This is a genomic window from Sphingomonas kaistensis (assembly GCF_036884275.1).
Lineage (GTDB): Bacteria > Pseudomonadota > Alphaproteobacteria > Sphingomonadales > Sphingomonadaceae > Sphingomicrobium > Sphingomicrobium kaistense_A.
The window spans coordinates 1425421-1450405 of the sequence record NZ_CP145607.1 but is presented as its reverse complement, the minus strand read 5'-3'; the positions used below and the strand labels follow the sequence as shown (position 1 = coordinate 1450405).

The window sequence follows — 24985 nt, the reverse complement described above, 5'->3', positions numbered from 1 at the left end:
AGGACACCTCCCTGTAGCCTCCTTGGCAACAGGGAGGTGTTTCTATGTATAGCCAAAATGATCTCGACGAGGCGGTCGCCGCCGGGGCGGTGACTCCCGAGGCGGCGGCGTCGCTTCGCGCTTATGTCGATCGCCAGCGAAGCTCGCCCGCCGTCGATGAAGAGTATTTCCGGCTGATCACCGGTTTCAACGACATCTTCGTCTCGATCGCCGCCGCCATCCTGTTGTTCGCGGTCGGCTGGATCGGCCAGAGCATCGGACAGAACCTCGGCTTCACCGTCGACCAAAGCGGCCCTTCGCCGCTCGCACCGGCGCTGATTGCGGCTACGGCCTGGGGGCTGGCGCTGTTCTTCACCGCGCGCCGCCGGATGGCACTGCCGTCGATCATTCTCTTGCTCGCCTTTGTCGGCGGGGTCGCGGCAAGCGTCGGCTTCACCCTGGTCAGCCTGTTCGGCAATCCCGAGCTCGAGGCGGGGCAACAAGCCCTGACGGCCGGTCTGATCGGGGCTGGCGCAGCCTCGGCCGGGGCCATCTCCGCCTTCGCCCACTGGAAGCGCTTCCGGGTGCCCATCACGGTCGCCGCGGGTGCGGCGTCGGTCGCTGGTATCGTCGTCGCGCTGATCGCCGCCGCCATCGGGGACACGCCCAATACCGGCAACATCGTGCTGGGCGTCGTGCTGCTGCTCGGGCTGGGCGTCTTCCTTTATGCCATGCGCTGGGACAGCTCGGACCCGGCCCGCATCTCACGCCGCTCGGACGTCGCCTTCTGGCTGCACCTGCTCGCCGCACCGATGATCGTGCACCCGGTCTTCACGCTGCTGGGCCTCAACGACGGCAACGCCAGCGTTGGCGAGGGGCTGGTGGTGATCGCCATCTATATCGCGCTCGGCGTCGCCGCGCTCGCGATCGACCGCCGCGCGCTTCTGGTCTCGGCGCTCGCGTACGTGCTGTTCGCCTTGAACGAGCTGTTCGAGCAGTTCGGCGCGGTCAGCCTCAACATCGCGCTGACGGCGCTGGTGATCGGCTCGGCGCTGCTGCTCCTGTCGGCCTTCTGGCACCAGGCCCGCGCCGCAGTAGTCGCTCGCTTGCCCGGCTCGCTGCGCGGCCATCTGCCGAGCCTCAGTCCTCAACCAGCCTGAGGAGGCGCCGCTCGAGCGGGGCGAGGATGCCGTGAAGCTCCCCGCCCCGCTTGAGGATGACCCCATGCTCACCGACCAAGGCCCACGCCCCTTGCTTCAGCCGAAGCGAGGGGCGTTTTTCGATGCGGATCTCGGGCCGCTCGGCGGTGCGGCGAAAGGCGGCGAAGCTGGCGAGATCGGGCGCGAACTGCATCGCATAATCGCGCCAGTGCCCGGCCGCGACCATTCGCCCGTAGAGATCCAGGATACGCTGCAATTCGACCCGGTCGAAGGTGGCGACGGCCTTCCGGTCGGGACGCACCGGAAAGGGGGTGACACTGCTCACGAAGCCTTGCTCTCCGGCAGGGCTTCTCCCCGCGCCCGAAGCGATTTCAGCTCGGCGCGAAGCTCGGCCAGCTCTTCTTCCAATGTCGTCAGCCGAGCGCGCAGCGGATCCACATCCTCGCCGCACGGCGTGCCGTAGGGAATGAAGCCCGGGCTGTAATGGACCAGATCGACCGGCACCGGCCGCGCCGGGATGCCGACCACGGTGGTGCGCGGCAGCACGTCCTTGGTCACTACCGCATTGGCCCCCACCCGGCCGCCTTCGCCGATCGTGATCGGCCCCAGCACTTGCGCGCCCGAGCCGATGACTACGCCGTCCTCGAGTGTCGGATGGCGCTTGCCGCCGATTCCGGTCGATGGATTGGTCCCGCCGAGCGTCACGTTCTGATAGATGGTGACATTGTCGCCGATCAGCGCGGTTTCGCCGATCACGGTGAAGCCATGGTCGATGAAGAAATTGCGGCCGATCGTGGCGCCCGGGTGGATGTCGATCCCCGTCACCATCCGGCTCCAGTGATTGACCAACCGCGCCAGCCAGAACAAACGGCCGGCCCACAGCCAGTGCGCGGCGCGGTGATACAAAAGCGCCCAGGCCCCGGGGTACAGGATCACGTCCCACCGACTGCGTGCGGCGGGGTCCCGCTCCTTCACGCTGTCGAGGTAATCAATAAGAGCTAAGCGCAAGCAGGCGTCCTTCGGGGCCGTGACTATTCGGCGTGAATGTATGTCCTCCCGGCCCGGTTGCAAAGAAGGGCCAAGCACTCCGCCCTAGGCGAAGCGCTCAAGCTGAGGCATGGGGGCGCCGCAACAGGGAAAGGGACGACCTCCATCCTCGCCGAGCTTCTTGCCGATCCGTCGGTGCTCCTGCCCTTCATCCTGATCGGCTTCGCCGCCCAGTTGATCGATGGCGCGCTCGGCATGGCTTATGGCGTCATCAGCTCGACACTGCTGGTCGGCATGGGGGTCCCGCCCAAGGTCGCGAGCGCGGGCGTCCATACCGCCGAGATCTTCACTACCGGGATCAGCGCCACCAATCATATCGCGCACGGCAATGTCGACTGGCGGCTGTTCCTGCGGATCGTCATTCCCGGCGCAGTCGGCGGCGCGCTTGGCGCTTATGTGCTGAGCAATATTCACGCCGACATCGCCCGGCCCGTGGTGCTGGCCTATCTCGCTGCGCTCGGCCTGATCCTGCTGTGGCGCGGGTGGACGCATCGTCATGTCATTCGCCCGGCCCGGATCGTCGAGCCATTGGGCCTTGTCGGCGGCTTCCTCGATGCGGCGGGGGGCGGCGGGTGGGGACCGGTGGTCACTTCCAACCTCATGGTCCAAGGGACCGCGCCGCGCTTCACCATCGGCACCGTAAACACCGCCGAATTCTTCGTCACCCTCACTATCTCGGGGACCTTTTTGTTCACCATCGGCTGGGACGCGTTCAGCACCGCGATCATCGGCCTGCTGATCGGCGGGGTGTTCGCCGCGCCACTGGGGGCGATCATCGCCAAAAGGGTCGAGGCGGACAGATTGCTGGTGCTGGTCGGCGCCGTGCTGACCGCGACCAGCGCCTGGGGCCTGTGGCGCCTGCTCGCCTGATCACCTGTCCCAAAGGCCGGGCGCGGAACCGGGCCTCCCGCCGCGCGCTCCCTCACCCATGACAACAGCATCCGACAGCGCCGTCCAGGCCCGCCAACGCGAGATCGCGGCCGAACATATCCTGTTCCAGGTCGTCGCCCACGTCGAAGCCCAGCACCCGGGCCTGCTCGACCGGATCGAAGGGAGCATCGAGCACCTCGGCGACCCCGCCAGGGACGGAACCGGCGATGACGAAGCGGTCCGCGAAATCGCCCGCCGCTTCGTCGCCAGCGCCCGAAAGAGCTGAGCGCGGTCGCTCAGAAGCGCTGGTACGCCTCGTTGCCGACAAAACCGAGGCGCGTCAGATCCGCCTTTTTGGCGCGGACGAGGACGTCGTCTACCGCGCCATACGGCGCAGCCGCGGCCGGCTGCAGCTGAAGCTCGGGCTGACGCGGCAATTGCGCCATGCGCTCGAACAAGGTGGTGAGTTCGGGCGGGGTCACGGCCGCGCCGTTGAAGAGCAGACCGCCAGTGTCGGTCACCACCACCTTGTTGCGCAACGGATCCGGCTCGGCCTTGCCCTCGCCCGGCAGATCCAGTTTCACCGCATGGCTTTGCGGGGGAATGGTGATGATGAACATGATGAGCAGGACCAGCATGATGTCGATCAGGGGCGTGGTATTGAGCTCCATCATCGGCTCGGCGGCGGCAGGAACGGCAGAAGCAAGACTGACCATGGCGCACCCTTTCTGATCGAAACGTGATAGTGTAACGTCTCATGATACCGGACGAATGACAAGCGCGATTGCTCCGCTCGTTTGCGCCCCGATGGTGTTTCCGGCCATAAAAGCCTAAGGGCACGCCCATGCATTTCCTTGACCAGGCCAAGATCTTCGTCCGCTCGGGCGCGGGTGGGCCAGGCGCTGTTTCCTTTCGGCGCGAAAAATATATCGAATATGGAGGTCCCGACGGCGGCAACGGCGGCAAGGGCGGCGATATCGTGTTCGAAGCGGTGCCCGGACTCAATACCCTGATCGACTTCCGCTATACCCAGCATTTCCGGGCCCCTCGCGGCAAGGGCGGCGCGGGGTCCAACCGCTTCGGCGCTTATGGCGAGGATCTCGTCATCAAGGTGCCCGTTGGAACCCAGATCCTCGCTGACGACGAGGATCGCACCCTGCTCGCCGACCTCACCACCGAGGGCGAGCGGCTGGTGTTCCTGCGCGGCGGTGACGGCGGGCGCGGCAACGCGACCTATAAAACCTCCACCAACCGCGCGCCGCGCCAGCATCAGAAAGGCTGGCCGGGCGAGGAAATGTATGTCTGGCTGCGCTTGAAGCTGCTCGCCGACGTCGGTCTGGTCGGTCTGCCCAACGCGGGCAAATCGACCTTCATCAACGCCGTCACCAATGCCGACGCCAAGGTCGGTGCCTATGCCTTTACCACCCTGCGCCCGCAGCTCGGCGTGGTCAGCCATCACGGCCGCGAGTTCGTGGTTGCCGACATCCCCGGTCTGATCGAAGGCGCGGCGGACGGCGCCGGGATCGGCGACCGCTTCCTCGGCCACATCGAGCGCACCCGCGTGATCCTCCACCTGATCGATTGCCAGGACGAGGATGTCGCCACCAGCTACCGCATCGTCCGCGACGAACTCGAAAATTACGGCGCCGGGCTCGAAGACAAGGCGGTGGTGCTGGCCCTGAACAAGGTCGACACGATCGACGCCGAATTGATCGAGGCACTGTCGGAAGAGCTGCGCGAGGCCAGCGGCCTTCCGGTTTTGGCACTGTCGGCAGCGGCCGAAATCGGCCTTCAGCCCGTTCTCGACGCCTTGTCCGAGCATGTCGGCGGCCGCCTCGACGGTGATTTCGAGGAAGAAGCTGCCGACCCGGACGAGCCGGCGAAGAGCTGGTCGCCCCTGTGAAGCTGGCGATCACGGGCGGCACCGGCTTCGTCGGCGCCCGCCTGCTCGCGCTTGCCGTCGAACAGGGTCACGAGGTCGTGGCGCTGACCCGCCGGTCGCAGAACGAGCGGCACGGCGTGACTTGGGTACAGGGCGCGCTCGACAATCGGCAGGCGCTGCAGCGGCTGGTCGATCATGCCGATGCGGTGATCCACGTCGCCGGCGTCATCAGCGCACCAGACGCCGCAGGGTTCGAAGCGGGTAACGTCACCGGCACGCTCTCTCTCCTCGCCGCCGCCACCGCCAGCGGCGTCCATCGCTTTGTCCACGTCTCCAGCCTTGCCGCGCGGGAACCAGCGCTGTCGCTCTACGGCGCCTCCAAGGCCAGGAGTGAAGAGCTGGTGCAGCGCAGCGGGCTCGACTGGGCGGTCGTTCGCCCGCCCGCCGTCTACGGCCCCGGCGACAGCGAAACGCTGGACTTGTTCAAGGCCGCGCGCCTAGGCCTCGTGCCGCTGCCTCCCAAGGGACGGCTCAGCCTGATTCACGCCGACGATCTGTCGCGCCTGCTGCTGGCACTTGCCGCCGAGGGCGCGCCAAGCAAGCTGCTGGTCGAGCCCGACGATGGTCGCCCGAACGGCTGGACCCACCGCGAATTCGCCGCCGCCCTTGCCACCGCGCAGGATCGCCGCGCCCTGGCCTTGTCAGTGCCCGCCGGCCTGGTTCGGCTGGGCGCGCGGGTCGATGGGCTGCTGCGTCGGCACAAGGCCAAGCTGACCCCGGACCGCGCCGCTTATTTCTGTCATCCCGACTGGACCGTGGATCCGGCCCGGCGGCCTCCTGCCGACCTGTGGCAACCGGCAATCGCGACGCCGGACGGGCTTGCGCAAACCGCCCGCTGGTACGAACGGCAGGGCTGGCTCTAGCCCTTGGCCTTGAAGCCCGCGACGGCACCCAGGAGGAAGGTTGTCAGCAGCGCCAGGCTGACCTTCCCGCTCGGGTCTGACCAGCCGAAATAAGTCGGCCCCACCAGAAACAGGCCCAGGAAGATGGCAGTCGCAAGATAGGACATCGGCACGTTCTCTCTGGCCCGCAGGACGCTTGCACTTGCGCCTGCAATGCTTGCTAGACTCTTATCCCTTGTCCATAGGCCGCGTGTCAAAGCACCGACAATCTAAAACATGGGAGTGAAGCCATGAAGGCGCGGGTTCTGGTGACGTTGAAGCCGGGCGTGCTCGATCCGCAGGGCAAGGCGATCCACCATGCGCTGGAAGGTCTGGGCTTCGACGGCGTCAATGACGTGCGCGCGGGCAAGCTGATCGAGCTCGACCTTGCCGACGACACCGATGACGCTGCGATCGAAGACATGTGCCGCAAGCTTCTCGCCAACACGGTGATCGAGAACTTCAAGATTGAGCGGCTCGGCTGATGAAGAGCGCGGTTCTCGTCTTTCCGGGCTCCAACTGCGATCGCGATCTCGCCGTAGCGCTGGAGCGCGCGACCGGCCGCCGGCCCGAGATGGTCTGGCACCGCGATACCAGCCTTCCCGAGGGCCTCGACCTGATCGCCGTCCCCGGCGGCTTCAGCTACGGGGATTATCTTCGCTCGGGCGCGATGGCGGCGCGCTCGCCGATCATGCAGGCGGTGATCGACGAAGCCGGCAAGGGCCGCCCGGTGCTCGGCATCTGCAACGGCTTCCAGGTCCTGACTGAAGCAGGGCTGCTGCCGGGCGCCCTGATGCGCAACGCCGCACTCACCTTTGTCTGCAAGGATGCGGCGCTGACGGTCGAGAATAACCGTACCCGCTTCACCAACGCCTATTCAGCCGGTGAGACGATCCACATCCCGGTCGCCCACCACGACGGCAATTTCCAGGCCGACGCCGACACGCTGGCCCGGATCGAGGGCGAGGGACAGGTGGTGTTCCGCTACGCCTGCACGGTGAACGGCTCGGCCAACGACATCGCGGGCCTCGTCAACGCGGGCGGCAATGTGCTTGGCATGATGCCGCACCCCGAACGCGCAGCCGAGCCGGCGCATGGCAACGAGGATGGCCGCCGCTTGTTCGACAGCCTGGTCGGAGCGCTGGCGGCGGTCTAGCGCGCCGGCGGCGTCACGTCGCGGCAACCGGCGGTCGCGGGCGGCGTGGGGCAGAGATAGATTCGGTCGGGTCCGGCCTGCTCGATCACTACGACCCGGCGTTCCAGCGTCATGGGATCGGTCAGAATGACGATCCTTGCCGCCTCGGCGGGAGCCGCGGTTAACGCCATGGCGGCGACGAAAAAGCTCGAAAAAGCGCGCATAAACACCCCTGTCTTGCGCTGCTAATACACGGCCTACGCAGTGAATGAAAGATGAATGCTTGAGCCGGAGCCCGCTCCGCCTTAGCGACGACTGCAACGCGCCCGTAGCTCAGCTGGATAGAGCACGTGCCTTCTAAGCTCGTGGTCGCAGGTTCGAGTCCTGCCGGGCGCGCCACTTTTTTGAGAGGCTGCAATATAGTTGCGCCTCTGTTGCACACACTTGCTCCTCACGCTCGGACTAGCCGATCACACAGAGTCATCAAGCTGCCGTCGCTGGCTAAGTCAGACCACGCGCCTATCCCCTTGACCTTAACATGATGTCAGGGTCCATTTAGGGCTGGCTATGAGAAATCCTTCACACGCACCCGGGTCTGACTGTCACCACCAACATGGTCAGTCGACCTCTCACGACCATGTGACGCCCGGGAAGGTCATCGACCCCGTTTGCGGCATGACGGTCGATCCGGCGACTGCCTACCATCAAGCCGAGCACGCTGGCCGTACATATCATTTCTGTTCGGCCAAGTGCCGGGAGCGCTTCGAGCTGAGGCCAGAGCTCTACCTTGAGACTGGAAGTTCGGCACCTTCGCCCGGCTCATCCGAGATCGAGTACACTTGCCCGATGCACCCAGAGATCGTGCAGATTGGCCCCGGCACCTGCCCCATCTGCGGCATGGCTCTGGAGCCGAAGGCCTTCGATCCGAACAGCGGACCGTCAGAAGAGTATCTGAACATGCGCCGGCGCTTCGTCGTGTCGGCTGCCTTGTCCGCGCCCTTGTTCGTCCTCGTCATGCTTCGGCATTTCTGGCCAGCGACGGTTGAGTTCATCGGTGGCCGCACGCTCGATTGGGTCGAGCTCATCATGGCGACACCGGTCGTGCTCTGGGGTGGCTGGCCCTTCTTCGTGCGAGGCTGGAATAGCCTCAAGACGCTTCACCTCAACATGTTCACCCTGATTGCGATCGGAACTGGCATTGCTTGGGCCTATTCTATTGTGGGGGCCATCGCTCCCCAGGTCTTCCCGCCCGCGTTCCGAACTCACGAGGGGGGCGTCGGCCTCTACTTCGAGGCAGCTGCTGTAATCGTTACGCTGGTGCTGCTTGGCCAGGTGCTGGAGCTACGCGCTCGCGAACAGACCGGCTCGGCCATCCGAGCCTTGCTCGACCTAGCGCCGAAAACAGCGCACCTGATCCATGCCGGAAAGGAACGTGACGTTCCGCTCGACATGGTCAGAAGCGACGACCAGCTCAGGGTCAAACCTGGTGAAGCGATCCCTGTCGATGGGGAAGTAGTCGAAGGCGCGTCCTCGGTGGACGAGTCGATGCTTACCGGCGAGCCGCTACCGGTTGGCAAGGAGCCGGGCTCGCCCGTGACTGGTGGCTCCATCAACGGCGATGGCAGCTTCGTCATGCGTGCCGATCGGGTTGGGTCGGAGACCATGCTGTCGCGCATTGTACAGATGGTTGCCGAGGCACAGCGCAGTCAGGCGCCTATCCAGCGGAAGGTTGATCAAGTCGCTGCTTGGTTCGTGCCGGCAGTTATCGCTGTTGCAGTGATCGCGTTTGCAATCTGGTCTTTTGCTGCTCCCGAGCCGCGCCTTGCCTTTGCACTGGTTTCAGCGGTCAGCGTGCTGATCATCGCCTGCCCGTGTGCACTCGGACTGGCTACGCCCATGTCGATTATGGTTGGCGTAGGTAAGGGCGCGCAATCCGGCGTGCTCATCAAGAACGCCGAAGCCTTGGAGCGCTTCGCCAGCGTCGATACCTTGGTCCTCGACAAGACGGGCACGCTCACCGAAGGCAAGCCCGCACTGGTAGCCGTCGAGGCTACCGGCAGTCTGTCCTCTGATGAAGTGCTGCGGCTTTCGGCATCTTTGGAAGCATCGAGCGCCCACCCCCTCGCTCATGCGATCGTCAAAGGGGCAGAGGAGGGCCACCTGGCGCCTGTGCCATCCACGGACTTTCTCTCGATTAGTGGCAAAGGGCTTGTCGGCACGGTCGAGAACCGCCGAGTGGCGATCGGTAATTCCGCTCTGATGGAGGCGGAAGGCTCGGATACTAGCAAGCTGGAGGCTGCTGCCGGCAAGCACCGTGACGAGGGCGCTACCGTGATGTTTGTCGCGGTTGATGGGCGAGCCGCAGGGCTCATTGCAGTCGCCGATCCGATCAAGCACACTACCGAAGCTGCCATTGCAGGCCTTCATCGAGAAGGCCTGCGCATCATCATGCTAACCGGCGATAATCGCCGTACGGCTGAAGCAGTCGCTCGGAAACTCGGGATCGACGAGGTAGTAGCTGACGTGCTGCCCGCCGATAAGGATGCGGCGATCGAGCGACTGAAGCAGCAGGGCCGAGTGGTCGCTATGGCTGGAGACGGGGTCAACGATGCTCCCGCTCTTGCCCGAGCCGACATCGGGATCGCGATGGGAACGGGCGCTGACGTTGCAGTCGAGAGTGCGGGCGTAACTCTGGTGGGGGGTGATCTGACCGGCCTAGTGCGTGCTCGGCGGCTCAGCCGGGCGGTAACAGCCAACATTCGCCAGAACCTTCTGTTTGCCTTCGGCTACAATGCGCTTGGAGTGCCCATCGCAGCCGGCGTGTTGTATCCCGTCTTCGGTATCCTACTCTCTCCTATGATCGCCGCCTTGGCCATGAGCCTCTCTTCTGTATCGGTGATCGGCAACGCCTTGCGGCTTCGGAGTGTGCAGCTGTGACAAGACTAGAAGGAGCGGGCTGGGTGGGAATTACTACCGACCCTCTCGTGAGCCTGCCGCTGTCTGCCGACTACTCGAAGAGCGTACGGGCAAGGTCATTCGCATGAAGATCGGTCAGATTTCGTCAGCCAGTGGCGTTAGTCAGCGAATGATCCGACACTACGAGAAGATCGGCTTGATACCTCAAGCAGCCAGGCGCGAATCCGGCTATCGCGATTATGACGAACGCGATCTCCATACGCTCCACTTCATAGGTCGAGCGAGAGACGTTGGCTTTGGTATCGAGGATATCCGCCAGCTTCTGGAGCTCTGGCAAGACCGTTCCCGATCCAGTGCCGACGTAAAGGCACTGGCTCTCTTCAGGGCAGAAGAACTCGGCCGTAAGGCCCGTCAGTTGGAGCAGATGCGCGCCACGCTGCAGGGCCTAGCCGACGCTTGTAGCGGTGATGACCTACCTGATTGCCCCATTCTGGCGGGCCTTGAGTCCGAAGAGCTTATGCCAAAAGGCGCTTGACCCTGACACAGTGTCAAACCCTATATGATTTCCTCAGGATAGCTTTCGCCTCACTAGGGAACGGAAGCGTCTAGAACGGATTGGGCCTACTAGCCGACATTATGCACCTGCTACGTCACATCACGAGCCTGCGAGGGCTTCTGCAAGCGCTTCTGGCGCTCGCGGTGCTTGTGGCGCCCGTGACGGCGAATGCAATGGAGCGGCAACCGGCTCCAGCATCATCTCATCATCAGCAGGCAAGCGCATCGGCGCATTGTGGTGGGACATCCGAACAGGGTGCCAAGCACGAAAAGTTCTCGGGAAAGACGTGTTGTGCATCGATGTGCATGGGCATAGCGGTTGCGCCGCAGGCTTCTGCTGCTGACGAAGTGATTGTCCATGCCGAGGTTTCGTCCCCAGCCCTGACCGTCCTGATCGGCTCACCGGCCGAGCTTGCTACGCCCCCTCCACGAGTCGCGTGAAATCGATCTATTTTCTCGATTTCACGGAGACTCTCATGAACAAGATACTGTCTGCGATCGCTCTGTCGATTGCCCTTCCGTCTGTTGCCAACGCGCAGGCTGCTCCGGCGCCCAAGGCTGATTGTTGTGCTAAGATGGAGAAGCCCTGCTGCAAGGACATGAAGTCCGACTGCTGCAAGGATATGAAATCTGATTGCTGCAAAGATATGGACCATTCGAAGATGGGCCATGACATGAAGGCCAGCACCGATCCCCATGCCGGCCACGACATGTCCAAGTCCGCCGCACCCGGCGGCCTCCAGCACTAAGCCGCACTAAGGAAGCCGGCGGTGTCCCTTAGGGCCGCCGCCGGCCCTTTCGTGCCATGACTCCGCAAGGATCCCAGATGTTCGACAAGCTTGCTCTCGAGCGGCGCCAGTTCCTGCGCGCCGCCGCCCTTGGCGGTGCCGGTGCCGGATTCGCCTCCGCCATGCCCGCCTGGGCACAAACCGTGTCTCGCGGGATCGCTCGGCCGCTACCCACCGTCAGCGGCACTGACATCGCTCTAACGATCGGTCAGGTCGCTGTGAGAGTGGACGGCAAGGTCAGCCGCGCCATTGGCGTCAACGGCACGGTGCCCGCTCCGCTCGTCCGCCTCAAGGAAGGGCAGCGGGTTCGCTTGAGGGTCCAGAACACCCTCGATGAAGAGAGTTCGATTCACTGGCACGGGCTGCTCGTGCCCTTCGAGATGGATGGCGTTCCGGGCGTGAGCTTCCCCGGCATCATGCCGCGCTCAACCTTTACCTACGAGTTCGAGGTCCCGCAGTATGGGACTTACTGGTACCACTCTCACTCAGCCTACCAAGAAGAAGACGGGCTGTACGGTCCGATCGTGATCGATCCAGCTGGGCCGGACCCGGTCGCCTACGACCGCGAGCATGTCCTGGTCTTATCAGATCACACGCCGCTAAGCGGTGCCACCGTATACAAGAAGCTCAAGCAGATGGGCGGTGGCTACTTCAACCACCAGCGGCTGACCCTGTCGGGCTTGCTCGCCGGGCGCGACATGCCTGCAAAGGAGCGGCGCGAGTGGGCCAAGATGCGCATGGACCCCGCTGACATCGCCGATGTGACCGGGTCGACGTACAACTTCACGGTCAATGGCCACGGACCTTACGACAATTGGACGGGCCTGTTTCGTGCCGGCGAACGCGTGCGGCTTCGCATTATCAATGCCTCGGCTCAAACGAACTTCAATGTTCGTATTCCCGACCTGCCGATGACTGTGGTCCAGGCGGACGGCCAGAATGTTAAGCCGGTCACCGTGGATGAGTTCCAGATCGGCGTGGCTGAAACGTTCGATGTCGTAGTTACCCCCGGGGATCGCGCCTACAGCTTCGTCAGCGAGGCGATTGACCGGTCTGGTATGGGTCGCGCGACGCTTGCGCCTCGCGAGGGCATGTTCGCACCTGTGCCTCCCCTCCGCCCACGCCCGCTGCTCACCATGAAGGATATGGGCATGGATATGAGTGGCATGTCCGGCATGGATCATGGCGGCATGGCCATGGATGGGCCGAACATGCCGAACGTCGCGGTTCGTCGCGGGGTCGACCCCTCGGCTGAGCAGAACGCGTCGCGCAACCTGTGGAAGCTGACCGGGTGGAAGGAGCCGACCGACCACGGGACGATCAAGGCGGTCGCCGGTTCGATCGCTGCAGCCACGATGGCTGGCATGGGGCAGGCCTCCATGGCCGGCATGGATCACGCAGCAATGGGCCACGGCGCTGCTGCTCCGGCCGCCGCGAGCTCGATGGCTGGAATGGACCACTCGGCAATGGGGCACGGCTCAGCTCAGGCAGCTGCAACGCCGCAGGCCGGTTCGATGGCCGGCATGGATCATTCGGCGATGGGACATGGATCGTCAGCTCAGGGTGGCGCCATGCAGGGCATGGACCACGGTTCCATGAGCATGCGCGACTTCAGCAACGCGCCGCAGGTCGACAGGAACCCCGGCGTACAAACGATCTCGCCGATGCCCACCGATCGGACCAGCGAGCCGCCTCAGGGTCTGGAAGGCATGGACCACCGCGTGCTCACTTACCGCGACCTTGTTGCACTGGCGCCCAACCCGGACGTTCGGGCGCCCACACGCAAGCTCGACATCCACCTCACCGGCAACATGGAACGCTACATGTGGTCGTTCGACGGGGTGAAGCTTAGCGAACCAGCCGAGCCGATCCCGTTCCGCCACAACGAGCGGGTGCGGGTCACGCTGATCAATGACACCATGATGCCGCACCCGATCCACCTGCACGGACACTTCTTCGAGCTGGTGACGGGTCACGGGGCCAATTCGCCCCGTAAGCACACGGTGAATGTCCCGCCTGGCGGCAAGATGACGTTCGACGTCACTGCCGATGCGATCGGCGACTGGGCGTTCCACTGCCACAATCTCTACCACATGACCGCTGGGATGATGCGCGTCGTCACCGTCCGCAAGGCTTGAGGAGCAACATGATGACGCGCTTTTCCACTCTCGCGCTATTCGCCACGGCAGCAACAGCGGCGCTTGCCTCGCCAGCGGCAGCTCAGCACGCGGGGCACTCGGCGCAACCGGCACAGCCGCAGACAACCTGCCTGCCTGAGCACGCCGCCATGGGCCATTGCACCCTGCCCGCTTCGCCGCCGGCTGCGGCCAAGCCCCAAGCTGCACCAGCACCGCGTTTGCAGCCATCGACCTCGCAGCCGGCCGCGTGCCTGCCTGAGCATGCCGCAATGGGACACTGCACGCTTCCTCGTGCCGTACAATCAGCACTCCAGGATCAGTCTGCCCAGCAGCCGCAAAGCAGGCCCACCACGCCAGCCCAGGCGACTTGCCTGCCTGAACATGCAGCGATGGGGCACTGCAAGCTCACAGCGACTCCGTTGCAGTCGCCGACTGCCGCACCTCCGCAACCCGCGTGTCCGCCGGAGCATGCGGCTATGGGCCATTGCACCCCAGCGCCGACAGTGTTGTCGCCGCCTGCTGCACCTGCTCAACCTGCCTGCCCGCCGGAGCATGCGGCCATGGGTCATTGCACCCCAGCAGCACCGCAGCCGACATCGCAGGCTGCTTCAGGAACGAATCTGGCGGCAACTGACTCGCCTGCGCCTCCTGTCCCGACCGACCACGCCGGCGACGCCATCTACGGCGCTGAGGCGATGGCGATGGGTCGTCACCATCTCGACGAGCATCATGGAGGCCAAAGGTTCTTTCAGGCGCTGCTGAACATTGCAGAAGTGCAGTGGCGCAAGGGTCGGCAGGCCTACGAATGGGACGGTGAAGCCTGGTACGGCGGTGACATCGGACGCTTCGTCTTCAAGAGCGAAGGTGAAGGGGAGTTCGGCGGCGCTCTCGAGAAAGTCGAGACGCAGGCGCTCTACAGCCATGCAATCGGTCCTTATTGGAACCTCCAGGGCGGCGTGCGCTACGATATCCGACGCAACCCTTCGCGGGCCTATGTGACGATCGGAGTTGAGGGGCTCGCGCCGAGCTTCTTTGACGTCGAGGCGGCCTTGTTCCTGTCGAACAAGGGCGAGCTGCTCGGCAAATTTGAGGGTTATTACGACCAGCGCATCACCCAGCGCTTGATCCTTCAGCCTCGCGCCGAGCTAAACTTCGCAGCCCAAGACACGCCCGAGCTCAGGACTGGTGCAGGCCTGACTGACGGGGAGGTTGGCCTGCGCCTTCGTTACGACATCCGCCGCGAGTTCTCACCCTACCTTGGCGTTCAATATCGCCGCGCATTCGGTGACACTCGCCGCTTTCTTCGGGCTGACGGTGAGGATGCCAGTAGCTGGAGCATCCTGACCGGTATCCGGATGTGGTTCTGATCGAACAAGGGGAAACGAGATGAAATATCGCGGTGTACTGGCCGTCGTAGGGTCCGTCCTTGTGTCGAACGCGGCGATGGCTGCTCAGACCAACAATCGCCAAGCTACGGCCGCACGGGCCGCCTCAGAAGAAGTTGCCGTCAAGCAGATTCTATCGCGCTACAAGGCAGCTATCGAGAAGCTTGATGCCACGGCCACGCAGCAACTGTTCGCGCCTGACTCCGCCATATTCGAGACGGGCGGATCCGAAGGCACCTACGCGAACTACCTGACGCACCACCTCGGGCCGGAGCTCAAGGAGTTTAAGCGCTTCGGCTTCTCCGATTACAAGGTCGATGTACGCTTTGAGGGACCCGTTGCCCTAGCAACGGAGACCTACAACTATCGCATCGAGACGAAGAGCGGTGAGACGGCAGAACGGCGCGGCGTAGCGACCAGTGTGCTGAAGAAGATTGGTCGGCAATGGAAGATCTTGTCCATGCACAATTCCGCTCGCAAACCGAGGGGATTATGAGGAAGAAGGTCGGCGGCCCCTTCGTGGCGCTTCGCGGCTGGGCTGCAGCCCTTGTGATCCTAGTGGCAATTCTGTTGGCACCACCGGCCCTCGCCCACAAAGGTGAAAAGCACGGAAAGGCTCAGGCAGCGCAGCAGATGCAAACGCCCGGAGAGACTGGCGCCGTGCAAGCGGTTCCGGTTGTCGATCAGGCGCCCTCACACGGCATGATGGAGGGCATGGACATGGAGAACGACCGCTCCAACATGCCATTCTTCCAACGTCTCTACGAGTGGATGGGACGCTTTCACCCGCTAATCGTCCACTTCCCCATAGCCTTCTTCCCGGCGGCTCTGTTCACGGCCGTCGTTGGCCGCCGCAAACCAGCCTTCTCGGCGCCAGTTCAGTTCCTGGTAGTCGCGGGAGGCATTTTCGCTCCCTTCGCTGCTGCCGCAGGTTGGCTGGCCGGCATGGGGTCCGATCCAGACCCCATCCTGACCTATCATCGCTGGCTCGGCGTGGCCGTTGGCATTGGCGGCGCGGCTCTCGGCGTCTGGGCCTGGCGCAGGCCTTGGGAAGACCGTGGCGCTGGAATGATCCTGGCGCTCACGGTCATGACGATCGCAATCGCGGTCCAAGGCTTCCTTGGCGCGGGAATAACGCACGGCATCGAACATCTGATGTTCTGAGGAGAGAGGCATGCAACAGGGACATGAGCATCATCAGACTAGCGGCAATAAGATGGACGACGCGGCCATGATGCGAAGCCATTACAAGATGCTGGCGCTGAACCTCACGATCAGCCTTGCCATCATGTATTTTGTCATGTTCGCGATGATCAACTCGCTCGGCGAGTTCATCCAGAACGTGAACTTCTTCTACATGGCGTTGATGATGTGGGCTCCGATGGGCTCGCTCATGCTCCTGATGATGAGCGGCATGTACAAGAACAAACGCCTGAACATGGCGCTGCATGCCATCTTCGTCGCTGTCTTCATGCTGTCCTTTTTAGCGACGCGACAACAGTGGCTGGTGGGCGACAAGCAGTTCCTGCGCTCGATGATCCCGCATCACTCTGGTGCCATCCTGATGTGTCGTGAGTCCACCATCAGGGACGCAGAGATCAAGCGCCTTTGCGCGGAGATCATTCCCGCTCAGCAGCGCGAGATCGACGAGATGAAGCAGATCATGGCGCGGATGTGACCCGCTTAGTGGAGTTCCGGTGATGCGAAGGAAGCTTCGAGTGATTAGGGCATGGAGGGTTGCCGCTTCAAGCGCATTGATGACGGCCTTGCTAGCTGGCTGCGGTGGCCGCGAGGCCGCCCGCAATGAGGTGGCAACGGGCGAGCCGCTAGCCGCTCAGTCGCAAGCGACTGCACCCACTAAGGCCGAAGTCATCACGGTTTTCGAGACCCGACCTGCGGCTGCTGTTCGCTTTGGGCCGAAAGGGCGCGACAGGCTGGCTACGACGTACGGATCACCGATCGGCCGGACATGACCTCGGTCAAGCAACACCATGGCGTTCCGACGGATTTGTCCTCCTGCCACACCAGCCTCGTCGGTGGTTACGTCATCGAAGGTCACGTGCCGGTGCAGGACGTCGAGAGGCTGCTTCGCGAACGCCCAACGAACATCAAGGGGATCGCCGTGGCCGGGATGCCAACCGGATCACCAGGTATGGAAAGTCCGGACGGCACGAAGGAACCATTCGAAGTGGTCGCCTTCGGCGCGGACGGTCGAACTCGCGTCTACCGGTCGGTGAGAAGCTGATCGACCGAGACTTACCCAACTTGAGCGGGGCGGCTCTTTAGGAGAACGAACATGAACAAAGTAACGAGATTTACGGCTCTGCTGATGGCTACCGCAGCGCTGGCCGCTTGCGGATCACAGGCTGATAATCAGGTCGCCGGCAACGACGCGCCGATGGAAGCCAGTATGGCTGAAGGCAATTCCATGCAGATGAGCGGACCGTTCGGGGAGGCCGAGATGCGCATGGACGAGCAGATGATGGCGGCCGTCGGCAGTGACGTAGGCCAGAATTGGCTCAAGAAGATGATCGTGCACCACCAGGGAGCGATCGACATGTCCCGCATCGTGTTGGATCAGAACCCCAGCACGGACGCGGCGAAGATGGCCCAGGAAACGATCACCAAACAGGGCAAGGAAATCGAGGACCTTCAAAAGCTGGTGCAGAACGGCGCGCCTGACCAGCGCAGCGCTGAGCTTTACCGTCCCGCAATGATGGACATGCATCAGAAGATGATGGCGGCGTCGGGCGCCGACGTCTCCGAGACCTTTCTGCGCAAGATGCTGGAGCACCATAAGGGTGCCGTCGCCATGTCGGACGTCGCGCTGGCGAATGGCGTGACCGGCACTCTTCGCACTCAGATCCAGAAGACTCGCGCGGATCAGCAGAAGGAGATCGACATGACCGAAGCGATGCTCCGTGGCGAACCGATGCAGAGCGCCATGCAGCAATCGGGAGTGAAGACTGCTGCGCAGGCCAAGGCTGAACCCGCACCGGCGGATACGGCCAAGGCTGCTCCGAAGGCTCAGCCGAAAGCCACGCCAGCTGCCCGCACGTCCGAGCCGAAGGCGAGCACCACGGCGACGGCGAAGGCCGAACCTGCCCCTGCGGCATCGACTTGCCTTCCAGAGCATCGCGCAGCAGGGCACTGCTGATCTGACGAGGAGGTGATGGAGCTCGACTGTAGCGGGCTCCGTCACCTCCGATATCGTCACGAAATCGGGCCGGCCGGGAACTGTCGGCCCGTTACCGACATCCATTGGAGAGCGACAATCACCTGATGCGAAGCCACGTGATCGCCCGTAAAACACACAAGTGGCTTGGCCTCTTCGTCGGCCTGCAAGTGGTCATCTGGTCACTGAGCGGCGTCTACATGACGGTCGTTCACATCGACACAATCCACGGCGACCAATTTGTGCGCCATCAGCAACCACCGGGCGTCGATGCGGGTACGCTGAGGGACCCAATCGCCCTCGCTTCGTCCTCCGGTGCCGAGAATATCAGGTTGGCCTGGATGGGTCACCGACCGGTCTACGTCCTGACCGGCAAAGCAGGCGAGAGGGTTGTAGACGCTAAAGGTGGTGAGGCTGTTGCCCGTCCCATGGAGAAGCAGATCCGGGCGCTCGCCCGCTCATATTACACGGGCGCCGAGCCGATCGCCTCTGCGAGGCTGATCACCGATATCCCGGGAGAGATACGTGGCCGTAAGCCGCCGCTGTGGCGTGTAGAGTTCGAGCACTGGAACAAGCCGACACTCTACCTGTCTCCAACCACCGGCGAGCTGGTGTCGCGCCGCCATGAGCTCTGGCGTGTCTTCGACTTCGTTTGGATGCTGCACATCATGGACTATGCTGAGCGGGAGAACGTCAACAACCCGGTGCTACGGATCTTCACGTGGAGCGCTCTCCTGCTCGCCCTCTCCGGCGCTTGGCTACTGCTCTATTCCTTCCCAAAGAAAAAGAAGAAGGCAGCGGCGCGGGTATGATCATCAAATCGATCTGGCTCCGTCGTATCCACAAATGGGTTGGCCTGTTCATCGGCATCCAGTTCCTGCTGTGGGCGATCAGTGGCACAGCGATGGCCCTGCTCGACATGGAGGAGGTCGCCGGCGGTGACCGAGCCGAGCAGAGCACGCCATCGCTGCGAGCCACGCCAGTCGCGTGGCCGCGCGTACAGCAAGCGCTTGCTGGCGAGGCCGTGGCGGAAGTCTCGCTCCAGCCTTCACCTTGGGGGCAGAACTTGCTCGTGACCAACGCCAACGGCCAGGCGCGCTTGTTCAACGCTGCTACAGGCTTGCCCGTGCAGATCGGCGACCGCGAAGCTCGGCTTGTCGCTGCGTCAGCACATCCGCAGCGTGCAGCTGTTACGCGGGTAGCGCTGCTGACCGAGTTGACGCTAGCGGTTCGGGAACACGAACTACCTATCTGGCAAGTCGACTTTCGCGACGATCGGCTCAGCAGCTACTATGTGTCCGGGACTACGGGCGCCGTCCTCGAGCGCCGCAACGACACTTGGCGCTGGTGGGACTTCTTCTGGATGCTCCACAACATGGATTACGCTGACCGCAGCAGCTTTAACCACCCGCTGATCATCAGCGTCGGTATCGCTATGGCGTGGTTGGCGGTGACAGGTTTTTGGCTGCTGTTCCGCACAATGTGGCGCCATGATCTCAGATGGGCGGCGTCTGCTCAGCGCATACGCTCCGAGCGAGCTCGACCCTAGGTATTAAATTGGCTGAGTAATCGGTTCGGATTCGCATGGTGCGTCGCTGCGCCGGCGGCGCTGATCGGGGTCAGCAACTTCTTCGAGCTGCCCGGGGCGCCCGCGATCAGCCAATTTCGTCTTCAATCCGGCGCCGCGCTTGCGACGGTGATCAGGGTACTGGTCGAGGTGCCGGTCATGCCTTCTCTGCTTGCGATCGCGAAGCGCACACGCGACTGTGTACAGAAACCGCAGTCTGAAGTCCGCTGGCTTTTCGGTGAGCAGGGCACTATTGGGTCGCCATTCGCATGGACCCGGTGCAAGTCCGGGTGGCTATTCCGGCCGCCAATCCGCCGGACAACATCACGCATGAAGCCAGCCAAGCGCCTCAAAGCGCCGTGCGTTCTGATGTGGATACCAAATGACCAAATTTTCCGCTCGCCTCCGCCAGCAATGGCTGGGCGACAATGGCTCTCCCCGGCATGAACTGCTTGCCGGGATCGTCGTCGCGCTTGCCCTGATTCCTGAAGCGATTGGCTTCTCGATCATCGCGGGTGTCGATCCGCGCGTCGGCCTTTATGCCTCCGTGGCCATCGCCATGGTCGTGGCGTTTACCGGTGGCCGCCCGGGCATGATCTCGGCCGCGACGGCAGCCGTCGCCGTTCTCGTGATCCCGCTCGTTCGCGATCATGGTGTCGCGTATCTGTTTGCCGCCACCATTCTGATGGGACTGATCCAGATCGTCGCCGGCCTCGCCCGGCTCGATCTCCTCATGCAATTTGTCTCTCGCTCGGTGATCACCGGCTTCGTGAACGCACTGGCAATCCTGATTTTCATGGCCCAGCTGCCACAGCTGACCAATGTGACGTGGCAGGCCTACGCAATGGTCGCGGCCGGTCTGGCGATCATCTACCTTTTGCCGCGCCTCACTAAAGCTGTGCCGTCGCCGCTGGTCGCCATCCTCGTCCTGTCGGTGATCTCCATCTGGATCGGGGCGCCGGTCAACAGCGTGGGCGACATGGGCCGATTGCCCGAGGGGCTGCCGAGCTTTGTCCTTCCCGACGTACCGCTGACCCTAGAGACCCTGCAGACCATCCTGCCCTACTCGCTGGCGATGGCGGCGGTGGGGTTGCTGGAATCCTTGCTGACGGCGAAGATCGTCGATGACATGACCCATACCGACAGCGACAAGCGGCGCGAGTGCGCTGGTCAGGGCACATCCAACATCGCTGCTGCGCTTGTCGGCGGGATGGGCGGCTGCGCTATGATCGGTCAGTCGGTAATTAACGTCACATCCGGCGGGCGCGGACGCCTGTCGACCTTTACTGCCGGTGCGTTTCTCCTTTTCCTGCTTGCCGTGCTTGGACCGTTCGTCGGCCAAATTCCGATGCCGGCGCTCGTCGCCGTGATGATTATGGTGTCGATCGGCACCTTCAGCTGGAACTCGATTTCTAATCTTCGCCATCACCCTTGGCCCTCGTCAGTGGTGATGCTGACGACAGTGGTGGTTGTGGTCGCCACGCACGATCTGTCGATGGGTGTTCTCGTCGGCGTGCTGCTGTCGGGCATCTTTTTCGCAGGCAAGGTGCAACGCATGTTCGCGGTCGAGCGCACGGTCTCGTCCGACGGCGCCACCGCCACCTACCGGGTGTCAGGGCAAATCTTCTTCGCTTCGGTAGAGCGCTTTGTTCGGGCCTTCCAGGCCGAGGAAAGCGCCGGCACCGTCCTCATCGACATGACCGCCGCGCACTTCTGGGACATCTCGGCCGTTGGCGCCCTCGACAAGATCGTGGCGCGCCTCCGCCGGGAGGGTCGCACCGTTGAAATGGCGGGCTACAACCAGGCAAGCGCTGACATCGTCGACAAGTTCGCGCTGCACGACAAGACGGGCTTTGGAATTGGGGCGGTGCCACACTGAACCGTTCACCCACTTCCTTGCCGCCGGCACTTTTTATCTTCATGGCTTGGCGCCAAAGCAGCGGTTGGAACTGTCCGCCTTGGGCCAGGCCAATGCATTCAACACGGCGCTCAAGTGTGCCCCGTAAGGACGACATCGGAATTGATGAGCTACCGCTGGCGTCCAAGCTCGGCAGCTGATCGGGTGCGTCCGATTGGTGATTGCATGATGCAAGTGCCGGAGCGACCCAAAGAAGGTGGAAAAGCCCGGCACCCTTCGTGACGAAGACATGCACTAATTACGAAGATGCAGGTCGCACGTTCCTCATTGCTATTATTTGAACATTTCGCGCGGACGCGAATGCTGGGTCGACTTCACGAAGACTTCAAGTGTAGGTGGACGGGTCTCGAGTCTTGTTGTGGTGGTAAGCAAACTGGCTGCTTTCGGGTGAGGACTGGGGGGATCTCCTTGTTAATGCGGATCGGGCTTTCGGTTTGGCGCCCAGCACAGCTGCAACGGTGCGCTGCGCCCGCACCTGTAGGCGTACATGCCCATTAAAGAGGCGTTGCAGCCTGTTGCGCCGCCAAGCTGAAGGCGCTATCGACCGCCATGTGACGATATTACGTCAAGCTCTTGGCTTCGTGCTACTGTTCTGCTGCGCCACCGTTCTGGCTGCGCCGTCTGTTGCGAAATCGTCGCATCAGGTGGTGCATGCGGCAATGCCAGTGATCGATGGCGAGCACCACCATCACGAAGACGTTGATCTGGCGTCCGATCAAGCTGACGATGCGGCAGATCCGAAGACGGCGGACAAGTCCGGTCACTCTCATTTACCTGCCCCAGTGCTTGATCTGACCCTCCCGGCTGGATTGGACAGTCGCGATGCATTGCCGATTGGCGAGCAGTTAAAGGCGTCCGACACGCCAGCGCTTCCAACCCTCAGCTGGATACCGCCGATCCGACCTCCGATTACCGCCTAACCTGACTGACGTCTGGGCGCTTAGCGCCTGTCGGCTTTTTGGCGGAGTCCTGTTCATGTTTGTTGCTTCCCTGCGCCGCCGGTCGTCCGGCGTCGTCTCGGCGGGCTTTCTGGCCGCTGCTTTCCTGCTTGCCGTGCCCGCGTCCGCACAGGTCGATGCTGCTCCTGCTGCCGGGCCGGCAAGCACCCCCTTGTCCCTCGAGACGGCTCTCCGACGCGCTCTGAACGCGTCGCCGCAAGCATCGGTGGCGGCAGCCAGGCGCGAAGCCTTGCAGGCGGCGCAAGCGGCGGCCGGCCTTAAGCCGCAGCCCAGCGTCGACGTAAGCGTCGAGAATTTCGGATTGCCGATGGGCGACCTCTACGACCAGTTTCAGGTCACCGGTACCTACAGCCAGCGCATCGAGCGCGGAGGCAAGCGCGAAGCGCGGGTTCGGGCCGTCCAACGGGACTTCGACCTGGTGACGGCCGAGGCGATCGTCGCACGACTTGATTTGATCCGCACCGTTCAGCAGATTTTCGTCGAAGCTCAAGCCGCGCAAGCCCGCATCGGCATCGCGGAGGAACGCCTGCGCGTCGCTCGCGAGCTTAGCGGTGAGGTGGGGCGCCGGGTGGCATCGGCCAAGGATCCCGTATTCGCCGGTAGCAGGGCGCGCACCGGCGTTGCCGAAGCGCAAGTCGAAGTACGACTGGCCGTGCACGCTCGCGACGCTGCCTTAAAGCGGCTTGCCGCCTATTGGGGTGGGAGCGAAGGCGAGCGGATCGTGTCCGAACGCGATTTCCTCGATCTTGCTCCGGCTGCAATTGCCGCTGAGCCCTCTCCAGCCGATCTGGCCGTCTATGAGGCGCGCGCCGCCAGGGCTGAGGCGCTGACCGACGTGCAGCGGGCCAATGCCGCCCGCGACCCGACCATCTCTGGCGGCCCTCGTATCATCAGCACCAAGTCGATTGGTCTCGTCGCGGGCGTGTCGATGCCGCTCGGTGGCAAGCGGCTGGTTGAGGCGCGGGTCGCCGAGGCGCAGGCCGAAGGCCGCCGGATTGCGGCGGAGCTCGCAGTCGAGCGCTACAATCGCGAGCGGGCTATCGCGCTTGCCCGTGAGAAGGTGGAGGAAAGCCGAGACGAAGCCGAACTCATCCGCAGCGAGGTCGTGCCCAATGCCCGCACGACGCTGGAGCAGGTGCGGTTCGGCTATAATCGAGGCTTCTTCAGCTTTGCCGATGTCTCGGCCGCGCAAACCACCCTCACCAATGCCCGCGCCCGGATGGTCGATGCCGCGCGGCGCTATCACGAAGCCAGAGTCGAGCTGGACCGCCTCACAGGCCGCTTCACCGCCCTTGCCCAGGAGGCAGCACAATGAAGTTCTCCCCCTATTTGATCGGGGCGGCGTTCCTGCTGACCTCGCCGCTTGCTGGTTGCTCAAGCGAAGGTGCCAAGGCCGAAGCTGAAGAGGGCGAAGCGCCTGCGGCTGCCGAATATGAGCGCGGCCCACACAATGGGCGCATGCTGCGCGACGGCAATTTCGCGATCGAAGTGACCATCTTTGAGGATGGCGTCGAGCCGGAGTTCCGGATGTACGCCTATCGTGACGGCAAGCCTGTGGCGCCGGGGCAAGTGCAGTTGACCGCGACTCTTAATCGCCTTGATGGCGAAGTGAACCGCTTCAGCTTCCGGCCAGAAGGTGATTACCTGCGCGGCAGCGGGGTGGTGACCGAGCCGCATAGTTTCGACGTCACTGTCGCGGCCAGCGAAGGTGGACGGCGGCACCAATGGAAGTACCAGTCCTACGAAGGGCGGGTGACCATTGCCGAGCCGGCTGCCCGTGCGGCTGGCATTGAGGTCGCAAGTGTCGGGTCCGCGCAGATCGGCGAGACGCTGGAACTGGTCGGTCGGGTCGAGCTCGATCCCTCGGCTCGGTCCGAAGTCGGAGCCAAGTTCCCCGGCCGCGTCGTCTCGGTGAGCGGGAATGTCGGCGACCGGGTCGGCGCCGGACGCGTGCTTGCTCGGGTCGAGAGCAACGAAAGCATGCAGGTCTATTCGGTGACCGCGCCGATGAGCGGCGTCATCGTCGAGCGCCGGACAAACGTCGGGGACGTCGCTGGCAGCGAACCCTTGTTCGTCATTGCCGATCCCAGCCGCACCACGGCGGTATTCCCGGTGTTCCAACGCGACATGGAGAAGGTTCGCGCCGGCCAGCCGGTGCAGCTCGGCCTGCTCGAAGGGAACCGGACTCATGCTTCCAGGATACGCGATTTCCAGCCGGTCGCCGATCCGACCACCGGCGCGCTGCAGGCCCGTGCCTCCCTCCCCAATGGCGACAACTTCTGGCGGCCGGGCATGACGCTCAAGGGCGTGGTCACCGTCGAGCAGCGCAGCGTTCCGCTGGCGGTCCGGACCGAGGCGATCCAAGGCTTTCGTGACTTCGAAGTGGTTTTCGCCAAAGTCGGGCAGACCTACGAAGTGCGGATGCTCGAACTCGGCCGCAAGGGGCCCGAGTGGACCGAGGTTCTGGGCGGCATCAAGCCGGGCCAGCCCTACGTCACCAAGGGCAGCTACGTGATCAAGGCCGATCTCGAAAAGTCCGGCGCCAGCCACGACCATTAAGGGCAATCAGC

General features: G+C 63.4%; 28 protein-coding genes, 1 tRNA gene, 1 pseudogene and 1 other annotated feature. Of the genes and pseudogenes, 25 read left to right on the top strand and 5 right to left on the bottom strand.

Features of this window, described 5'->3' with window-relative positions; translation table 11 throughout:
- Positions 1 to 44 precede the first annotated feature (44 nt).
- A complete protein-coding gene (locus V6R86_RS07140; protein WP_338503237.1) occupies positions 45 to 1139 on the top strand; it encodes a hypothetical protein in 1095 nt (364 codons plus the stop codon).
- Here the strand turns inward: V6R86_RS07140 and V6R86_RS07135 are convergent.
- Positions 1120 to 1464 (bottom strand): DUF2794 domain-containing protein, encoded by a 345-nt coding sequence (locus V6R86_RS07135; protein ID WP_338503234.1) that lies wholly within the window; start codon positions 1462 to 1464, stop codon positions 1120 to 1122. The genes V6R86_RS07140 and V6R86_RS07135 overlap by 20 nt on opposite strands.
- Positions 1461 to 2147: a serine O-acetyltransferase EpsC gene (epsC, locus tag V6R86_RS07130; RefSeq protein WP_338503232.1), complete on the bottom strand. Its 687-nt coding sequence runs from the start codon at positions 2145 to 2147 to the stop codon at positions 1461 to 1463. Before epsC ends, V6R86_RS07135 begins: the two co-directional genes overlap by 4 nt.
- Positions 2148 to 2291: 144 nt before the next feature.
- Here epsC and V6R86_RS07125 point away from each other — a divergent pair, with 144 nt between their 5' ends.
- Both V6R86_RS07125 and V6R86_RS07120 read left to right on the top strand, forming a co-directional pair.
- On the top strand, positions 2292 to 3056 hold the full coding sequence (locus tag V6R86_RS07125) for a sulfite exporter TauE/SafE family protein (protein WP_425335982.1): 765 nt from the start codon (positions 2292 to 2294) through the stop codon (positions 3054 to 3056).
- A 58-nt stretch (positions 3057 to 3114) separates the two neighbouring features.
- The gene (locus V6R86_RS07120) at positions 3115 to 3342 is read left to right on the top strand and encodes a hypothetical protein (protein WP_338503228.1); all 228 of its coding nucleotides are present in this window, start codon (positions 3115 to 3117) and stop codon (positions 3340 to 3342) included.
- 10 nt (positions 3343 to 3352) lie between these two features.
- On the opposite strand, the gene V6R86_RS07115 is transcribed toward V6R86_RS07120, so the two are convergent.
- Entirely contained in the window at positions 3353 to 3772 is a 420-nt protein-coding gene (locus V6R86_RS07115; protein ID WP_338503226.1) for a biopolymer transporter ExbD, read from the bottom strand.
- A 128-nt stretch (positions 3773 to 3900) separates the two neighbouring features.
- Between V6R86_RS07115 and obgE the strand changes: the two genes are divergently transcribed.
- A complete protein-coding gene (gene obgE, locus V6R86_RS07110; protein ID WP_338503224.1) occupies positions 3901 to 4959 on the top strand; it encodes an Obg family GTPase CgtA in 1059 nt (352 codons plus the stop codon).
- On the top strand, positions 4956 to 5861 hold the full coding sequence (locus tag V6R86_RS07105) for an NAD-dependent epimerase/dehydratase family protein (RefSeq protein WP_338503223.1): 906 nt from the start codon (positions 4956 to 4958) through the stop codon (positions 5859 to 5861). Before obgE ends, V6R86_RS07105 begins: the two co-directional genes overlap by 4 nt.
- Here the strand turns inward: V6R86_RS07105 and V6R86_RS07100 are convergent.
- Entirely contained in the window at positions 5858 to 6007 is a 150-nt protein-coding gene (locus V6R86_RS07100) for a hypothetical protein (protein WP_338503221.1), read from the bottom strand. The genes V6R86_RS07105 and V6R86_RS07100 overlap by 4 nt on opposite strands.
- A 123-nt stretch (positions 6008 to 6130) precedes the next feature.
- Between V6R86_RS07100 and purS the strand changes: the two genes are divergently transcribed.
- Together purS and purQ are read left to right on the top strand one after the other, a co-directional pair.
- Entirely contained in the window at positions 6131 to 6364 is a 234-nt protein-coding gene (gene purS, locus V6R86_RS07095) for a phosphoribosylformylglycinamidine synthase subunit PurS (protein WP_338503220.1), read from the top strand.
- Entirely contained in the window at positions 6364 to 7035 is a 672-nt protein-coding gene (gene purQ / locus V6R86_RS07090; protein WP_338503219.1) for a phosphoribosylformylglycinamidine synthase subunit PurQ, read from the top strand. The genes purS and purQ overlap by 1 nt, the downstream gene beginning before the upstream one ends.
- Here the strand turns inward: purQ and V6R86_RS07085 are convergent.
- A complete protein-coding gene (locus V6R86_RS07085) occupies positions 7032 to 7238 on the bottom strand; it encodes a hypothetical protein (RefSeq protein ID WP_338503217.1) in 207 nt (68 codons plus the stop codon). The genes purQ and V6R86_RS07085 overlap by 4 nt on opposite strands.
- Positions 7239 to 7336: 98 nt before the next feature.
- Here V6R86_RS07085 and V6R86_RS07080 point away from each other — a divergent pair.
- From V6R86_RS07080 to V6R86_RS06995, 18 genes and pseudogenes are all read left to right on the top strand, one after another.
- A tRNA-Arg gene (locus V6R86_RS07080) sits at positions 7337 to 7413 on the top strand.
- A 168-nt stretch (positions 7414 to 7581) separates the two neighbouring features.
- Positions 7582 to 9951, top strand: coding sequence for a heavy metal translocating P-type ATPase (locus tag V6R86_RS07075; protein ID WP_338503214.1), 2370 nt, complete (start codon positions 7582 to 7584; stop codon positions 9949 to 9951).
- Between the two features lie 103 nt (positions 9952 to 10054).
- Positions 10055 to 10465 carry a Cu(I)-responsive transcriptional regulator gene (cueR, locus tag V6R86_RS07070; protein WP_338503212.1) on the top strand — a complete coding sequence of 137 codons (411 nt, stop codon included), beginning with the start codon at positions 10055 to 10057 and terminating at the stop codon, positions 10463 to 10465.
- Positions 10466 to 10961: 496 nt separating this feature from the next.
- Positions 10962 to 11234 carry a hypothetical protein gene (locus V6R86_RS07065; protein ID WP_338503209.1) on the top strand — a complete coding sequence of 91 codons (273 nt, stop codon included), beginning with the start codon at positions 10962 to 10964 and terminating at the stop codon, positions 11232 to 11234.
- 77 nt (positions 11235 to 11311) lie between these two features.
- Positions 11312 to 13411 carry a copper resistance system multicopper oxidase gene (locus V6R86_RS07060; RefSeq protein ID WP_338503208.1) on the top strand — a complete coding sequence of 700 codons (2100 nt, stop codon included), beginning with the start codon at positions 11312 to 11314 and terminating at the stop codon, positions 13409 to 13411.
- A gap of 503 nt (positions 13412 to 13914) precedes the next feature.
- Positions 13915 to 14778 carry a copper resistance protein B gene (locus V6R86_RS07055; protein WP_338503206.1) on the top strand — a complete coding sequence of 288 codons (864 nt, stop codon included), beginning with the start codon at positions 13915 to 13917 and terminating at the stop codon, positions 14776 to 14778.
- Between the two features lie 19 nt (positions 14779 to 14797).
- Positions 14798 to 15292: a nuclear transport factor 2 family protein gene (locus tag V6R86_RS07050; protein ID WP_338503204.1), complete on the top strand. Its 495-nt coding sequence runs from the start codon at positions 14798 to 14800 to the stop codon at positions 15290 to 15292.
- Positions 15241 to 15960 carry a DUF2231 domain-containing protein gene (locus V6R86_RS07045; RefSeq protein WP_338503203.1) on the top strand — a complete coding sequence of 240 codons (720 nt, stop codon included), beginning with the start codon at positions 15241 to 15243 and terminating at the stop codon, positions 15958 to 15960. The genes V6R86_RS07050 and V6R86_RS07045 overlap by 52 nt, the downstream gene beginning before the upstream one ends.
- A gap of 52 nt (positions 15961 to 16012) precedes the next feature.
- Positions 16013 to 16474 (top strand): DUF305 domain-containing protein, encoded by a 462-nt coding sequence (locus tag V6R86_RS07040; protein WP_425335981.1) that lies wholly within the window; start codon positions 16013 to 16015, stop codon positions 16472 to 16474.
- A gap of 291 nt (positions 16475 to 16765) precedes the next feature.
- Positions 16766 to 17041 (top strand): DUF411 domain-containing protein, encoded by a 276-nt coding sequence (locus V6R86_RS07035; protein WP_338503200.1) that lies wholly within the window; start codon positions 16766 to 16768, stop codon positions 17039 to 17041.
- 51 nt (positions 17042 to 17092) lie between these two features.
- Positions 17093 to 17953 (top strand): DUF305 domain-containing protein, encoded by an 861-nt coding sequence (locus V6R86_RS07030; RefSeq protein ID WP_338503199.1) that lies wholly within the window; start codon positions 17093 to 17095, stop codon positions 17951 to 17953.
- A 137-nt stretch (positions 17954 to 18090) separates the two neighbouring features.
- On the top strand, positions 18091 to 18783 hold the full coding sequence (locus tag V6R86_RS07025; RefSeq protein ID WP_338503197.1) for a PepSY domain-containing protein: 693 nt from the start codon (positions 18091 to 18093) through the stop codon (positions 18781 to 18783).
- Entirely contained in the window at positions 18780 to 19520 is a 741-nt protein-coding gene (locus V6R86_RS07020; protein WP_338503196.1) for a PepSY domain-containing protein, read from the top strand. Before V6R86_RS07025 ends, V6R86_RS07020 begins: the two co-directional genes overlap by 4 nt.
- Before the next feature lie 9 nt (positions 19521 to 19529).
- A pseudogene (locus V6R86_RS07015) lies at positions 19530 to 19733 on the top strand (arsenical-resistance protein); the annotation flags it as partial.
- Between the two features lie 73 nt (positions 19734 to 19806).
- Positions 19807 to 19862: a sequence feature (sul1 is cis-regulatory element that is thought to sense ions involved in sulfur or methionine metabolism; They are found in Alphaproteobacteria), on the top strand.
- A gap of 58 nt (positions 19863 to 19920) precedes the next feature.
- Positions 19921 to 21417 (top strand): SulP family inorganic anion transporter, encoded by a 1497-nt coding sequence (locus tag V6R86_RS07010; protein WP_338503194.1) that lies wholly within the window; start codon positions 19921 to 19923, stop codon positions 21415 to 21417.
- A gap of 554 nt (positions 21418 to 21971) precedes the next feature.
- Positions 21972 to 22376: a hypothetical protein gene (locus V6R86_RS07005; protein WP_338503192.1), complete on the top strand. Its 405-nt coding sequence runs from the start codon at positions 21972 to 21974 to the stop codon at positions 22374 to 22376.
- 55 nt (positions 22377 to 22431) lie between these two features.
- Positions 22432 to 23730: a TolC family protein gene (locus V6R86_RS07000; protein ID WP_338503189.1), complete on the top strand. Its 1299-nt coding sequence runs from the start codon at positions 22432 to 22434 to the stop codon at positions 23728 to 23730.
- Positions 23727 to 24974: an efflux RND transporter periplasmic adaptor subunit gene (locus tag V6R86_RS06995; protein WP_338503186.1), complete on the top strand. Its 1248-nt coding sequence runs from the start codon at positions 23727 to 23729 to the stop codon at positions 24972 to 24974. Before V6R86_RS07000 ends, V6R86_RS06995 begins: the two co-directional genes overlap by 4 nt.
- The last annotated feature ends 11 nt before the right edge of the window (positions 24975 to 24985 follow it).

Coding starts and splice junctions, on each gene's coding strand:
- V6R86_RS07140 (WP_338503237.1), top strand. CDS start 45: ATGTATAGCCAAAATGATCTCGACGAGGCGGTCGCCGCCGGGGCGGTG.
- V6R86_RS07120 (WP_338503228.1), top strand. CDS start 3,115: ATGACAACAGCATCCGACAGCGCCGTCCAGGCCCGCCAACGCGAGATC.
- V6R86_RS07115 (WP_338503226.1), bottom strand. CDS start 3,772: ATGGTCAGTCTTGCTTCTGCCGTTCCTGCCGCCGCCGAGCCGATGATG.
- obgE (WP_338503224.1), top strand. CDS start 3,901: ATGCATTTCCTTGACCAGGCCAAGATCTTCGTCCGCTCGGGCGCGGGT.
- V6R86_RS07100 (WP_338503221.1), bottom strand. CDS start 6,007: ATGTCCTATCTTGCGACTGCCATCTTCCTGGGCCTGTTTCTGGTGGGG.
- purS (WP_338503220.1), top strand. CDS start 6,131: ATGAAGGCGCGGGTTCTGGTGACGTTGAAGCCGGGCGTGCTCGATCCG.
- purQ (WP_338503219.1), top strand. CDS start 6,364: ATGAAGAGCGCGGTTCTCGTCTTTCCGGGCTCCAACTGCGATCGCGAT.
- V6R86_RS07085 (WP_338503217.1), bottom strand. CDS start 7,238: ATGCGCGCTTTTTCGAGCTTTTTCGTCGCCGCCATGGCGTTAACCGCG.
- V6R86_RS07075 (WP_338503214.1), top strand. CDS start 7,582: ATGAGAAATCCTTCACACGCACCCGGGTCTGACTGTCACCACCAACAT.
- cueR (WP_338503212.1), top strand. CDS start 10,055: ATGAAGATCGGTCAGATTTCGTCAGCCAGTGGCGTTAGTCAGCGAATG.
- V6R86_RS07065 (WP_338503209.1), top strand. CDS start 10,962: ATGAACAAGATACTGTCTGCGATCGCTCTGTCGATTGCCCTTCCGTCT.
- V6R86_RS07060 (WP_338503208.1), top strand. CDS start 11,312: ATGTTCGACAAGCTTGCTCTCGAGCGGCGCCAGTTCCTGCGCGCCGCC.
- V6R86_RS07050 (WP_338503204.1), top strand. CDS start 14,798: ATGAAATATCGCGGTGTACTGGCCGTCGTAGGGTCCGTCCTTGTGTCG.
- V6R86_RS07045 (WP_338503203.1), top strand. CDS start 15,241: ATGGAAGATCTTGTCCATGCACAATTCCGCTCGCAAACCGAGGGGATT.
- V6R86_RS07040 (WP_425335981.1), top strand. CDS start 16,013: ATGGACGACGCGGCCATGATGCGAAGCCATTACAAGATGCTGGCGCTG.
- V6R86_RS07035 (WP_338503200.1), top strand. CDS start 16,766: ATGACCTCGGTCAAGCAACACCATGGCGTTCCGACGGATTTGTCCTCC.
- V6R86_RS07030 (WP_338503199.1), top strand. CDS start 17,093: ATGAACAAAGTAACGAGATTTACGGCTCTGCTGATGGCTACCGCAGCG.
- V6R86_RS07020 (WP_338503196.1), top strand. CDS start 18,780: ATGATCATCAAATCGATCTGGCTCCGTCGTATCCACAAATGGGTTGGC.
- V6R86_RS07010 (WP_338503194.1), top strand. CDS start 19,921: ATGACCAAATTTTCCGCTCGCCTCCGCCAGCAATGGCTGGGCGACAAT.
- V6R86_RS07000 (WP_338503189.1), top strand. CDS start 22,432: ATGTTTGTTGCTTCCCTGCGCCGCCGGTCGTCCGGCGTCGTCTCGGCG.
- V6R86_RS06995 (WP_338503186.1), top strand. CDS start 23,727: ATGAAGTTCTCCCCCTATTTGATCGGGGCGGCGTTCCTGCTGACCTCG.